The sequence below is a fragment of the Superficieibacter sp. 1612_C1 genome, from assembly GCF_015234305.1.
GTDB lineage: Bacteria > Pseudomonadota > Gammaproteobacteria > Enterobacterales > Enterobacteriaceae > Superficieibacter.
In genome coordinates this window covers 592443-605294 of record NZ_JADGMI010000002.1, presented here as the reverse complement: position 1 = coordinate 605294, position 12852 = coordinate 592443, and the positions used below count along the sequence as shown (strand labels likewise).

Annotated in this window: 18 protein-coding genes; 13 read left to right on the top strand and 5 right to left on the bottom strand. The window is 54.9% G+C overall.

The genetic code is table 11. From position 1 onward, the window contains the following. Window positions 1-3: 3 nt before the first annotated feature. From fliJ to rcsA, 10 genes are all read left to right on the top strand, one after another. Window positions 4-447, top strand: a complete 444-nt coding sequence (gene fliJ / locus INT84_RS09090) for a flagellar export protein FliJ (protein WP_194206545.1) — start codon at window positions 4-6, stop codon at window positions 445-447. After that, the gene (locus INT84_RS09085; protein WP_194206544.1) at window positions 444-1586 is read left to right on the top strand and encodes a flagellar hook-length control protein FliK; all 1143 of its coding nucleotides are present in this window, start codon (window positions 444-446) and stop codon (window positions 1584-1586) included. The genes fliJ and INT84_RS09085 overlap by 4 nt, the downstream gene beginning before the upstream one ends. A 105-nt stretch (window positions 1587-1691) precedes the next feature. Then, the gene (gene fliL, locus INT84_RS09080; protein ID WP_194206543.1) at window positions 1692-2162 is read left to right on the top strand and encodes a flagellar basal body-associated protein FliL; all 471 of its coding nucleotides are present in this window, start codon (window positions 1692-1694) and stop codon (window positions 2160-2162) included. Between the two features lie 4 nt (window positions 2163-2166). Further along, window positions 2167-3168: a flagellar motor switch protein FliM gene (fliM, locus tag INT84_RS09075; protein ID WP_176918968.1), complete on the top strand. Its 1002-nt coding sequence runs from the start codon at window positions 2167-2169 to the stop codon at window positions 3166-3168. Beyond that, window positions 3168-3581, top strand: a complete 414-nt coding sequence (gene fliN / locus INT84_RS09070; protein WP_176918969.1) for a flagellar motor switch protein FliN — start codon at window positions 3168-3170, stop codon at window positions 3579-3581. The genes fliM and fliN overlap by 1 nt, the downstream gene beginning before the upstream one ends. 1 nt (window position 3582) lies before the next feature. Then, entirely contained in the window at window positions 3583-3957 is a 375-nt protein-coding gene (gene fliO, locus INT84_RS09065; RefSeq protein ID WP_194206542.1) for a flagellar biosynthetic protein FliO, read from the top strand. Next, on the top strand, window positions 3957-4694 hold the full coding sequence (fliP, locus tag INT84_RS09060; RefSeq protein WP_194206541.1) for a flagellar type III secretion system pore protein FliP: 738 nt from the start codon (window positions 3957-3959) through the stop codon (window positions 4692-4694). The genes fliO and fliP overlap by 1 nt, the downstream gene beginning before the upstream one ends. A gap of 10 nt (window positions 4695-4704) precedes the next feature. Then, entirely contained in the window at window positions 4705-4974 is a 270-nt protein-coding gene (gene fliQ, locus INT84_RS09055) for a flagellar biosynthesis protein FliQ (protein WP_176918972.1), read from the top strand. A 7-nt stretch (window positions 4975-4981) separates the two neighbouring features. After that, window positions 4982-5776 (top strand): flagellar biosynthetic protein FliR, encoded by a 795-nt coding sequence (gene fliR, locus INT84_RS09050; RefSeq protein WP_194206540.1) that lies wholly within the window; start codon window positions 4982-4984, stop codon window positions 5774-5776. A 279-nt stretch (window positions 5777-6055) separates the two neighbouring features. Beyond that, window positions 6056-6679 carry a transcriptional regulator RcsA gene (gene rcsA / locus INT84_RS09045; protein WP_194206539.1) on the top strand — a complete coding sequence of 208 codons (624 nt, stop codon included), beginning with the start codon at window positions 6056-6058 and terminating at the stop codon, window positions 6677-6679. Window positions 6680-6718: 39 nt separating this feature from the next. Here the strand turns inward: rcsA and dsrB are convergent, their stop codons facing one another. Then, on the bottom strand, window positions 6719-6910 hold the full coding sequence (dsrB, locus tag INT84_RS09040; protein WP_176918975.1) for a protein DsrB: 192 nt from the start codon (window positions 6908-6910) through the stop codon (window positions 6719-6721). 129 nt (window positions 6911-7039) lie between these two features. Here dsrB and yodD point away from each other — a divergent pair, with 129 nt between their 5' ends. Together yodD and INT84_RS09030 are read left to right on the top strand one after the other, a co-directional pair. After that, window positions 7040-7270, top strand: coding sequence for a YodD family peroxide/acid resistance protein (gene yodD / locus INT84_RS09035; protein WP_194206538.1), 231 nt, complete (start codon window positions 7040-7042; stop codon window positions 7268-7270). A gap of 303 nt (window positions 7271-7573) precedes the next feature. Continuing rightward, window positions 7574-8389 carry a mannosyl-3-phosphoglycerate phosphatase-related protein gene (locus INT84_RS09030; RefSeq protein ID WP_194206537.1) on the top strand — a complete coding sequence of 272 codons (816 nt, stop codon included), beginning with the start codon at window positions 7574-7576 and terminating at the stop codon, window positions 8387-8389. Here INT84_RS09030 and dgcQ read toward each other — a convergent pair. The 3 genes from dgcQ to INT84_RS09015 all read right to left on the bottom strand — a co-directional run bounded on the left by dgcQ (window position 8386) and on the right by INT84_RS09015 (window position 11326). Continuing rightward, window positions 8386-10047 (bottom strand): cellulose biosynthesis regulator diguanylate cyclase DgcQ, encoded by a 1662-nt coding sequence (gene dgcQ / locus INT84_RS09025; protein ID WP_194206536.1) that lies wholly within the window; start codon window positions 10045-10047, stop codon window positions 8386-8388. The genes INT84_RS09030 and dgcQ overlap by 4 nt on opposite strands. Before the next feature lie 118 nt (window positions 10048-10165). Further along, the gene (locus INT84_RS09020; protein ID WP_194206535.1) at window positions 10166-10336 is read right to left on the bottom strand and encodes a YodC family protein; all 171 of its coding nucleotides are present in this window, start codon (window positions 10334-10336) and stop codon (window positions 10166-10168) included. 78 nt (window positions 10337-10414) lie between these two features. Then, window positions 10415-11326 (bottom strand): DUF808 domain-containing protein, encoded by a 912-nt coding sequence (locus INT84_RS09015; RefSeq protein WP_194206534.1) that lies wholly within the window; start codon window positions 11324-11326, stop codon window positions 10415-10417. A gap of 177 nt (window positions 11327-11503) precedes the next feature. Between INT84_RS09015 and yedA the strand changes: the two genes are divergently transcribed. After that, the gene (yedA, locus tag INT84_RS09010) at window positions 11504-12415 is read left to right on the top strand and encodes a drug/metabolite exporter YedA (protein WP_194206533.1); all 912 of its coding nucleotides are present in this window, start codon (window positions 11504-11506) and stop codon (window positions 12413-12415) included. Here the strand turns inward: yedA and INT84_RS09005 are convergent. Continuing rightward, window positions 12405-12845, bottom strand: a complete 441-nt coding sequence (locus INT84_RS09005; RefSeq protein WP_194206830.1) for a very short patch repair endonuclease — start codon at window positions 12843-12845, stop codon at window positions 12405-12407. The genes yedA and INT84_RS09005 overlap by 11 nt on opposite strands. Between the last annotated feature and the right edge of the window lie 7 nt (window positions 12846-12852).

The window sequence follows — 12852 nt, the reverse complement described above, 5'->3', positions numbered from 1 at the left end:
AACGTGACGCAGAATAGCGCATTAGCCACCTTAAAAGATCTGGCAGAAAAAGAGGTCGATAACGCCGCGCTGCGGCTGGGGGAAATGCGTCGAGGCTGTCAGCAGGCGCAGGAACAGTTACAAATGCTGATGAATTATCAGGATGAGTATCAGTCGAGCCTTAACACCGATATGAGCCACGGGATCGGCAGCCAGCGCTGGCAAAACTTTCAGCAATTTATTCAGACGCTGGAAAAAGCCATTGACCAGCATCGCCAGCAGTTAGCGCAGTGGAACCATAAAGTCGATCAGGCGCTCGGCGTCTGGCGTGAGAAAAAACAGCGCCTCCAGGCATGGCAGACGCTTTCGGACCGACAGGACTCTGCCGCGCTGCTGGCGGAGAACCGTCTCGATCAAAAAAGAATGGACGAGTTTGCGCAACGTGCAACCCAAAGGAAATACGAGTGATCACATTGCCTGATATCAGCGTCAGCGACGCGAACATTACCCCCGGCGGACTGTCTGGCAAGAGCACAGACGGCGCGCAGGATTTTCTCGCTCTGTTGGCCGGGGCACTGGGCGGCGAGAGCGCTCCGGCAACGCTGGCAGACGTACAGGACTTACGTCCGGGTGCGCAGAATGCCCGCAAGAGCGGCCTCACGCTCAACGATCTCCAGGCCCGCATCGAGGGTGAAACGCTGACCGATCTGAGCGATATCCGCACCCTGCTGAGCGGGCTGACGCTGGGCCAAAAACCAGTGGTCAGCAGCGAGGCAACGGAAAAAGACCTCCCGCCAGCGGAGGTCCATGAAGATGATCTTACCGATCTCAGTGCGTTAATGGCGATGCTGCCGCCACCGTCCACCCCAGCGCCGACGACGACGCAGCCGGCAGCGCCCGAAGCGACGCCTGCGCTAACGGGCAACGTTCCGCTGAAAGGGAATGTGGGTGGCGATAAAGCATCATCACTGAAAGAGGTTACCGCTGAAGCTCCGTCACGGACACAGACAACGATCGACGCGCAGCCATTCACGGCGGCACAAAGTAACGCAGCGGTCCGCGTTGAAACGGAGAGTACCCCCTCTCCCGTTGCCACCACACCTAACGTGGCACCCATCATCAGCCCGACAATGACCCCGGCACCAGCACACGCGGCGGCCATTGCCACCGTCAGCGCCCCGCTGGGCAGCCCGGACTGGCAGCAGACGGTGAGCCAGCACATTACGCTGTTTACCCGCCAGGGCCAGCAGACCGCCGAGCTGCGTCTGCATCCGGAAGACTTAGGGCAGGTACAAATTACCCTGAAAATGGACGATAACCAGGCACAGCTACAGATGGTCTCCCCGCACAGCCACGTCCGCGCTGCGCTGGAAGCCGCGCTGCCGATGCTGCGCACGCAACTGGCTGAAAGCGGCATACAGCTTGGTCAGAGCAGCATCAGTAGCGAAAGTTTTGCCGGGCAGCAGCAGTCGTCCTCTCAGCAACAGTCGGCTCGCCATAATCCGACTGGCGGCCAACTGGATGCGCAGGAGGATGAATTGCTTAACGTGCCTGCCAGTCTGCAATCGCGCTCAAGCGGCAGCAGCGCGGTCGACATCTTTGCTTAAACGCCAGAGGTAGCGTGATTATTCTCGTCTGTTCCACGCTTTGACCAACAGCGGACACGGGATAATCACCCCATAAGCAGTACCGAAACAGGAAGCACGTATCAGATGACCGACTCCGCCATCACCACCAAAAAAAGCAAACGCGCCATTTGGATCCCGCTGCTGGTGTTAATCACCCTCGCCGCGTGCGCCACCGCAGGCTACAGCTACTGGCGTATGCAGCAGCAGCCCGCCGCACATGTTACCGCGGAAGCGCCACCGCCTGCCGCGCCGGTCTTTTTTGCGCTGGATACCTTTACCGTCAATTTAGGCGATGCGGATCGCGTTCTGTATGTCGGCATTACCCTGCGCCTGAAAGATGAAGCCACCCGCGCGCGTCTTAACGAATATCTGCCGGAAGTCCGCAGCCGCCTGCTGCTGCTGTTTTCCCGCCAGGATGCCAGCCAGCTTGCCAGCAGTGAGGGCAAACAAAAACTCGTTGCTGATATCAAGAGCACCCTGGCACAGCCGCTGATCGCCGGGCAACCGGGGCAGGAAGTGACTGACGTTCTCTACACAGCCTTTATTTTACGGTAACGGCATGGGCGACAGCATTCTTTCTCAGGCCGAAATTGACGCGCTGCTGAACGGCGACAGCGATAAAACCGACGAACCGCAGCCGGGGAAATCGGCCGACAGCGACATTCGTCCCTACGATCCCAACACCCAGCGTCGCGTGGTGCGCGAGCGTTTACAGGCGCTGGAGATCATTAACGAACGCTTTGCCCGCCAGTTCAGGATGGGGCTGTTCAACCTGCTGCGTCGTAGCCCGGACATTACCGTTGGCGCGATCCGCATTCAGCCGTATCACGAATTTGCGCGCAACCTGCCGGTGCCAACCAACCTGAACCTGATCCACCTGAAGCCGCTGCGCGGCACCGGGCTGTTTGTGTTCTCGCCGGGGCTGGTGTTTATCGCGGTGGATAACCTGTTCGGCGGCGACGGACGTTTCCCGACCAAAGTCGAAGGTCGTGAGTTTACCCATACCGAGCAGCGCGTGATTAACCGGATGCTGAAGCTGGCGCTGGAATCCTACAGCGACGCGTGGAAAGCGATTCACCCGCTGGACGTGGAATACGTGCGTTCGGAGATGCAGGTGAAGTTTACCAATATCACCACCTCGCCGAACGATATCGTGGTCAATACGCCGTTCCATGTGGAAATCGGCAACCTGACCGGCGAGTTTAATATTTGTCTGCCGTTCAGCATGATCGAGCCGCTGCGCGAAGTGCTGGTTAATCCGCCGCTGGAGAACTCGCGTAGCGAAGATCAGAACTGGCGTGAAAACCTGGTGCGCCAGGTGCAGCACTCTGAGCTGGAACTGATTGCGAACTTTGCCGATATCTCGCTGCGCCTGTCGCAGATCCTGAAACTGAAACCCGGCGACGTGCTGCCCATTGAAAAGCCTGACCGCATTATTGCGCATGTGGACGGCGTCCCCGTGTTGACCAGCCAGTACGGTACGGTCAACGGCCAATATGCGCTACGCGTTGAACATTTGATCAACCCGATTTTGAATTCGCTGAATGAGGAACAGCCCTAATGAGTGACATGAATAATCCTTCTGATGACAACGGCGGATCGATGGACGACCTGTGGGCTGAAGCGTTGAATGAACAGAAAAACCCCGCCGGGAAAAGCGCGACGGACGCGGTTTTTCAGCAGCTGGGCGGCGGCGATGTGAGCGGCACGCTCCAGGATATCGATCTGATTATGGATATCCCGGTCAAACTCACCGTGGAACTGGGCCGCACCCGGATGACGATCAAAGAGTTGCTGCGACTGACGCAGGGTTCGGTGGTGTCGCTGGACGGTCTGGCCGGTGAGCCGCTGGATATCCTGATTAACGGCTATCTGATCGCGCAGGGTGAAGTGGTGGTGGTTGCCGATAAATACGGCGTGCGCATTACCGATATCATCACGCCGTCAGAGCGTATGCGTCGTCTGAGTAAATAAGATGAAAACCCAGGCCACGGTCGTTCAGCCGGCCGTATCCCCTGCCTCGTCGCTGATGCAGGTCAGCGGCGCGTTACTCGGCATTATTTTCCTGATCCTGATGGCCGCATGGCTGTTAAAGCGGGTCGGATTCAGCGGCAAAGGCAACGCGGCACGCGGCCTGAAGGTTAGCGCAGGGGCGACGCTTGGCCCGCGCGAACGGATTGTAATTGTTGAAGTTGAAGACGCCCGCCTGGTGCTCGGCGTGACCGCCGCACAAATTTCGTTATTGCATACGCTGCCCCCCGCTGCACCAGACAGTGCCACGGCAACACCAGCAACCCCCGATTTTTCGTCGATGATGAAAAATCTGCTTAAGCGTTCCGGGAGATCCTGATGCGCCGCATACTTCCCTTTTTGCTGGCCGGACTCTGGCTGGCAGCCCCTGCGGCTATGGCGCAGCTTCCCGGTCTGGTCAGTCAGCCGCTCGCCAACGGTGGTCAGAGCTGGTCGCTGCCGGTGCAGACGCTGGTATTTATCACGTCGCTGACGTTCCTGCCCGCGCTGTTGCTGATGACCACCAGCTTCACCCGCATCATTATCGTTTTTGGCCTGCTGCGTAATGCGCTGGGCACGCCCTCCGCACCGCCGAATCAGGTAATGCTCGGACTGACCTTATTTCTGACCTTTTTCATTATGTCGCCGGTGATCGATAAGATTTATACCGATGCGTATCAGCCCTTCAGCGAAAATAAAATCTCGCTGGATGTGGCGATGGAGAAAGGTGCTCAGCCGCTGCGCGAGTTTATGCTGCGCCAGACGCGTGAAGCCGATCTCGCGCTGTTTGCCCGGCTGGCGAACAGCGGTCCGATTGCCGGTCCCGAAGCCGTGCCGCTGCGCATTCTGCTTCCGGCCTACGTGACCAGCGAACTGAAAACCGCTTTCCAGATTGGCTTCACCATTTTTATCCCGTTCCTGATCATCGACCTGGTGATCGCCAGCGTATTAATGGCGCTGGGGATGATGATGGTGCCTCCCGCCACCATCGCCCTGCCGTTTAAGCTAATGCTGTTTGTACTGGTGGATGGCTGGCAACTGCTGGTCGGCTCGCTGGCGCAGAGTTTCTACAGTTAGGGAGCGCGAAATGACACCTGAATCGGTCATGATGATGGGCACCGAGGCGATGAAAGTGGCCCTCGCGCTGGCCGCGCCTCTGCTGCTGGTGGCGCTGATCACCGGTCTTATTATCAGCATCCTGCAAGCAGCCACCCAGATTAACGAGATGACGCTGTCCTTCATTCCGAAAATCATCGCGGTGTTTATTGCCATTATCGTCGCCGGGCCGTGGATGCTGAATCTGCTGCTGGACTATATGCGCACCCTGTTCAGCAATATTCCCTACATCATCGGATAACCGCCCAATGGTGCAGGTGACGAGCGATCAATGGCTTCACTGGCTGGGCCTCTACTTCTGGCCGCTGCTGCGCGTGCTGGCGCTGATTTCCACCGCCCCCATCTTAAGCGAGAAAAGCGTACCGAAGCGGGTTAAGCTTGGGCTGGGCATCATGATCACCGTCATTATCGCGCCGACACTGCCTGCCACTAACGTTCCGCTGTTCTCTCTTGAAGCACTGGGACTGGGACTGGAGCAAATCCTGATCGGCATTGCGCTCGGGTTTACCATGCAGTTTGCCTTCGCGGCCATTCGTACTGCCGGAGAGATTATCGGCCTGCAAATGGGGCTGTCATTCGCCACATTCATCGATCCGGGCAGTAATTTAAATATGCCGGTCCTGGCGCGATTGATGGATATGCTCGCCCTGCTGCTGTTTCTGACGTTCAATGGTCATCTGTGGCTGATCTCCATGCTGGCAGATACCTTTCACACCCTGCCCATCGGTGGCGAACCGATTAACAGCAACGCCTTTTTAGCTCTCGCCCGCGCGGGTGGGTTGATTTTCCTTAACGGCCTGATGCTGGCGCTACCGGTGATCACTCTGCTGCTGACGCTCAACCTGGCGCTGGGAATGCTCAACAGAATGGCTCCCCAGCTTTCCGTTTTTGTCATTGGCTTTCCGCTGACGCTCAGCGTCGGCATTCTGCTGATGTCGGTGTTAATGCCGTTAATCGCGCCGTTCTGTGAACATTTATTTAGCGAGATCTTTAATTTACTTGCTGACATAATCAGTGAGTTACCGAAAATAACACCCCGATAATTACCAGGTGTTATCTGAGGTTAATCCTAAAATAAAAATTACCGTATACCCTCCACGATATACCAAATGGCTAATCGTTGTTTTAATTCCCATCACATAAACTTATCTGCAATTTAGTTTAAGATGATTCCTGGCAACTTATACGCAACTTTACGGGATAGTGCTCAGGCCTGAAAAACTCTGCCTGTCTTATTAATCTAAAAAATTATTACCACAGGACGTTGTGAAATCGGTAAGGCAATGGGTTAATTATCGTTATGCATTGAGTGAGGGTATGCCATGTCAACGATTATTATGGACTTGTGCAGTTATACCCGATTAGGATTAATCGGATACCTGGCGAGCCGGGGAGTTAAAAGACGCGAGATTGGGGATGCAAAGGACACAGCAGCCCTGGCGGTGGCCTGCGAGGAAAGCCGGCCTGACGTGGTGTTTATTAATGAAGACTGTTTTATCCATGACCCTGAAAGTAGTCAACAAATCAGGCAGATCATTAATCAACACCCCGACACGTTATTCATCGTATTTATGGCGATTGCCAATCTCCATTTCGATGAGTATTTACTGGTGAGAAAGAATTTGTTAATTAGTTCAAAGTCAATCAAACCTGAATCACTGGACGATATTTTGGGTAATTGTCTTAAAAAAGGCAGCGATCATTTTAGCGCAATTAATATGCAGACGCTGTCGTTAAGCCGGACTGAATCTTTTATGCTGCGGATGTGGATGTCAGGGCAAGGGACGATTCAGATTTCAGACCAGATGAATATCAAAGCGAAGACCGTATCGTCACATAAAGGCAATATTAAAAGAAAGATTAAAACGCATAATAAACAGGTTATTTATCATGTTGTCCGATTGACAGACAACGTCACTAACGGGATTTATGTCAACATGCGCTAAGTAATACCACTGGCGGGGCCACCCGCCAGTGGTCCCGAATCAGGCATCCACCTTCTCGACGAAAATGCCGTCATGATGTCCCAGTTCATTAAAAAACCAAATCCCTAACGGATAATCTTCCAGCGACACCAGATACATCGTGCCTTCACTGAACTCTTCGATGGCCAAAACCACACCTGGTCGGCGCGGTCCGCCATCCGTTTTAACCGTCACACGATCGTTTACCTGCATAGTGTCACCTCCACATGGTTTTGTGCCAGTGTAGAACAAAACCGGCCTGCTGGCTGCGTCTGTCGTGACGAATGCTGCTTTTCTGGACGGTCTATACTTAGTCTGTGCGGCAGCCTGTGAGGAAATGTTATGAAAACCGCAAAAGAGTATGACGATACGGCAAAACGTGAGGTCGGCGTTGACGTTGATGCCCTGCTGGCGGCGATCAATGAGATTTGCGAAGGTGAAGTTAAACGCGCTGACGACGGCGATCCGCATCACGCGAGCGTCAACGGGCATGATTATCATACCTGGCGCGAACTGGCCGAAGCGTTTGAGCTGGATATCCACGACTTCAGCGTGAGCGAAGTTAACCGTTAACCGGCACGAAAAAAAACCCGACCCCATCAGGGTCGGGTTGAAGCTTGCGAATGCAAGAAGCACTTTAAAATTCGTTACACCAGGAAATCTGATGTGACATTAAACATATCCGCAATTTTTTTGCATGACAAGAACTATTCGCTATGTGAATAATTCCAAAAGACACGGTTTCTGCCCGGGGGACAATGACAGGTGGCATCACGCCTCGTTTGTTGGGCTCGTTCCCATAAAAAGTGTTCAGCATGCCAAATTGCATTTAGGAATTATCTCAGGCTAATCATGACGGACTGAAAGGAGAAATGTATGCCCGACCTGCGTGAACCGCTGCTGGTATTTACCGATCTGGAAGGCACCCTGCTCGAAAGCCATACCGGGGACTGGCAGCCCGCCGTACCGTGGCTCAACCGGCTAAAAGAGGCTGGTGCGCCAGTGATTTTGTGCAGCAGTAAAACCGCGGCCGAAATGGCGCAAATTCAGCAGGAGACCGGCCTACAGGGGCTGCCTTTTATCGCGGAAAACGGCGCGGTGATCCAGCTTGATGCTGGCTGGCAGGATGATGAGCACTTCCCTCGCCTGATCGCCGGCTCGCCTCAGGTAGAGATTGCCGCTGTTCTGGCAAAACTGCGCGAAAACGAAGGATTTAAGTTCACCACTTTTTCTGACGTGGATGAGCAGATTATTAGCGACTGGACTGGCCTCAACAATGCTCATTCCGCCCTCGCCCGTCAGCAGGAAGCCTCCGAAACGTTAATCTGGCGCGACAGCGATGCGCGGATGAGTGAATTTGCCGCGACCCTGGCCTCATTCGGCCTGCACATTGTTCAGGGCGCGCGTTTCTGGCATGTTCTCGATCAGCGAGGCGATAAAGCCCAGGCGACGATTTTTTTACTCAATAAATACCAGCAGCGCGAAGGCAAACGTCGCACTACCCTGGGGCTGGGCGACGGCCCCAATGATGCGCCTCTGCTGGATGTCGTAGACTATGCGGTGGTGGTGAAAGGCTTAAATCGCGATGGCGTCAGGCTGAAACGTAACGATCCGCAACGCGTTTATCATACCGCGCAGGAAGGTCCGGCGGGCTGGAGTGAAGGAATGGCGCACTTCTTTCCTTCCTTTTAGCCTGCGGAATAAATACGGTTACGCCCGTTTTGTTTGGCCAGGTAAAGGCGACGATCGGCAATGGATTGCAGATATTCAAAATCATAGCGCCCGCGCTCCTCCGTGCTGCTGACGCCCAGCGAGGCGCTGATCCGCAGCGTGGTGTTTTTGCGTATCAGGAACTCTTTCGCGCTAATGTGATTGCGGATCCGTTCAGCGACGCGGATTGCCATCGCCATCGTGGTATTGGGCAGGACAATACAGAATTCCTCGCCGCCCACGCGACCCGCCACATCGTGCTCACGCAGGGCATTGGTGATGAGACTCCCCACATGCGACAGCACGCGATCTCCGGCCTGATGTCCATACTGGTCATTAATACGTTTGAAATGGTCGAGATCGAGTTGAATAACACACAGCGGTTGCTGCGCCAGCTGGCAGGCCAGAACGGCCTCTTCGGCCCGGTCAAATAATGCCCCACGATTGGGTAGCCGCGTTAAGGTGTCATACCATGCCCGCCACTCCAGCGACTCCTGCATCGCGATCATATTGCGCACCATCCGGCGGATCACCACCCACGACAAAATCAAAATGGAGGTAAACACCAGCCATAACAGGCTCAGCGCAATAATAATATTGCCAAACGCGCCGCCAAGACCTTCGCGCAGCGTATGGACATGCAAGACGATGCCATCGAAATTTTTGAGTTTTTGCCAGCTGATATAACCGCTGGTGGTCAGAATGCCCCCGCGCGTATCGTGCCCGATGTCCGCAAGAATACGCTGACGATCCGTTGCGGTAAGGGTGGGTCCGCCTGAGGCGTCCGTCCTGCTCGACGCCAGCCAGACAAGCTGACTGTCGTAGAGTTGCCAGGTGCCCTCGGGTTGATCGCCAATGGCCTCCACCAGCAGCCGCTGCAACGCGCTAACGTCAACATCCATCGCCAGTACGCCATACCAGCGATCGGCCAGGTCCAGGGGAATGCTGGCGGTGATCACCTGCACGCCGCGCGCTTTAGTCTGTTCCGTATACCAGCGGATCCCACGCCCGCGATTATCACGCGCCGACTGGGTAAAAAACCACGGGCTGGTAATCACGCTGGCGTAATACGACGTAATGTCGGCGATGGGCTGTGGATCGCTGGTGACGAAGAAGCCAGCGCGGGAGACATACTGCGTGCGGGACTCAATGCTGTTGCTGCTGGAAGAGAGGTGCAGGAGATAGCCCAGCTCAAGCGCCGCCGTCAGCTCATTATGTAAAAGCGCATCATCCCGGTTCAGATCCGGGCTATGGGTGACAAAGGCATCCGATACGCCGTTCACGGTCAGCAAATGCCGGCTCCCGGACTGTACCGACCACGTATCCTGCTGGCGCTTGCGATCAAACTCATGGCGGGCAATCGACATACTCTTTAGTTGCAGAGGCGTTTTCAGCGCGGCCTGCATACCGTTGCGCAGAAAAAACAGCCTGTCCATATTGAACTGAAGCTGCATATCCATGCCATGTGAGACGCTCTCAAGGCGATTGCGCTGGCTGCTAATATAGTTATCTTCCAGCACCGCGACTTCCCGCCAGGTCAGAAAAGACGAGCAGATCAGAACCACGATAAAACAAAGGCTGACCACCCTACCGGGCGTAAAGCGCAGGCCGAATTGTTTCAGCCACTGAGTTTTTTCCACTACTATCTCGCGCTAAATGCAAACTCCAGGCATCGCCTTATTTGACCAGGATCTTGCTGGGGTGAATAACATGCCCGGCTCGCGGCAGGCCGGGCTTGAGGGGAACGCAGCGACGCGCTTACGGGTCCGGGTGACGGTAAGATAACAACTCTTCTTCCCGAAACGCCTCCTGCTTAACGCCGAAACCGTCATACCAGCGGCACTCCACCATGCCACTGGCATAGCCCGTGACCACCATGCGCCGCTCGCCGTTTTTAGTCATCACTTCATCGCTGACCATAAAGACCATTTTTTGCCTCCGGTATCAGAGTGAAACGTTTTCACCTTAGACGAAATTTTGACGTTTTGCGTACCCGGCGCTGGATATTTAATGAGCAGGCTGGCGCAGGCGAGAGACCATTTTCACTACGGCAACCACGATCAGCCCGAGAATAAATCCGAGCACCAGGTTAACCAGCGACGGAATTAACCACTGGATCGCCGCGCTCTGCTGCTCGTTAAAATGCTCAATAGCATGATGCAGTGGTGCGATACCGTGTACGACAATGCCCCCACCAACGAGGAACATTGCCAGCGTGCCGACAACCGAAAGGATTTTCATCAGCCACGGCGCGATAAACAACAGCGTTTTGCCGGTAGCCTGCGCCAGGGCATTGGCTTTTTCCACCAGCCAGAAGCCCATGTCGTCCAGCTTAACAATAACGGCGACAATGCCATATACGCCAATTGTCACCAGGATGGCAATGCCGGACAAAATCAGTACCTGGGTTAACAACGGCGCTTCGGCGACGATGCCAAGGGTAATGGCTACGATCTCGGCTGACAAAATGAAATCGGTGCGGATTGCACCTTTGACTTTATCGCGCTCGAACGTCTTCGGATCCTGTTTAGCGATGGAGGCTAAACGCTCCTGACGGGCTTCGGGGCTTTCCTTATGTTTGCGCGCATGCAGGGTGTGGAGGATTTTCTCTGCGCCTTCAAAACACAGAAACGCCCCACCGACCATCAGCAGTGGCGTAATCGCCCACGGCAGAAACGCGCTGATCAGCAGCGCCAATGGCACCAGAATCACTTTATTAAGGAGCGAGCCTTTAGCCACTCCCCAGACCACCGGGAGTTCCCGATTGGCACGCACGCCGGAGACCTGCTGCGCATTAAGCGATAAATCATCCCCCAGTACGCCAGCGGTCTTCTTTGCCGCCAGTTTTCCCATCAGCGAGATATCATCCAGCAGGGTGGCAATATCATCTAAAAGCGTTAACAAACTCGATCCGGCCAAAATGTCTTTCCTTCGTTTAAAACTTCTCAAGTCAATAGTATGGAATAAAAGTCGCCGCTCGGGTATAGCAGAATAATGTCAACATTTAATTAACATCCAAATTAAGATTAACCGCTCGCCAGGCGGATAGTTTTGACGTTTACTATATGCGTCCTTTCTTTATGGCTGTGAGGCAGTATGCGTTTCAGGCAACTTTTACCGCTCATGAGTGCGCTTTTCGCACTGTATATTATTTGGGGTTCCACCTATTTCGCCATCAGCATCGGCGTCAAGAGCTGGCCGCCGCTGCTGATGGCTGGCGTGCGTTTTTCGGCGGCAGGCGTGCTGTTGATGGCATACCTGTTAATCACCGGCCACAAACTTCCTGCCCTGCGGCCGATACTGAATGCGGCGCTGATTGGCGTGCTTCTGCTCGCCGTGGGCAACGGTTTTGTCACCATCGCTGAGCACCAGCACGTACCTTCCGGGATTGCGGCGGTAATGGTCGCTACCGTGCCGCTATTTACTCTGTGCTTTAGCCGCTTTTTCGGCATCGCCACCCGCAAGCTGGAGTGGCTGGGCATCGCCATTGGCCTCGCAGGGATTATCCTGCTTAACAGCGGCGGCAACCTGAACGGAAATCCGTGGGGCGCAATTTTAATCCTCATCGGCTCGGTGAGCTGGGCATTTGGATCGGTTTACGGTTCACGCATTGAACTGCCTGTCGGCATGATGGCGGGGGCGATTGAGATGCTGGCGGCAGGCATCGTGCTACTGGCGGCATCGTTTTTAACGGGTGAGAAACTGATCGCGATGCCAGGACTGTCCGGCTTCCTCGCCGTTGGCTATCTGGCGATTTTCGGCTCGGTGATCGCCATCAACGCCTATATGTACCTTATTCGCAACGTCACCCCCGCGATTGCCACCAGCTACGCCTATGTTAACCCGGTGGTCGCCGTTTTACTGGGTACTGGCTTTGGCGGCGAACGTCTCTCGTCGGTGGAATGGCTGGCGCTGGGGGTGATTATTTTTGCGGTGGTGCTGGTCACGCTGGGAAAATATCTCTTTCCGGCGCGTCCCGTTGTAACGCCTTGTGAGATCAAGAAATAATCGGCAGTGGATGAATGCCCTGAGTGTCGATCTGTGCGCTGTCACCGCCGCCGCAGATCCACTCTTCAAGCCGTTCACTCAGGGCGCTATCGCTGAGCTTTTCTCGCCCTCGTAGCGCGCATTCCCAGACGATCAACACTCTCCAGCCCTGCTCTGTCAATCGCTGCACATCCCGCCGGTCACGTTCAACGTTTTTGCCAATTTTTTCCAGCCAGAAGTCCGTGCGGGTCGCGGGAACCTTAAACAGATAGCAGTCATGATGATGCCAGAAACAGCCGTGAGTGAAGATCACACAGCGGTAGTCAGCAATCACAAAATCAGGACGTCCCGGCAGCGAGGCATCCTGTACGGTAAAGGTAAAGCCGGACGCCTCCAGCAACAGCGCCAGCCGCTTTTCAATGGCCGTATCGCGGGTGCCTATTGCCCGCATATTCTTG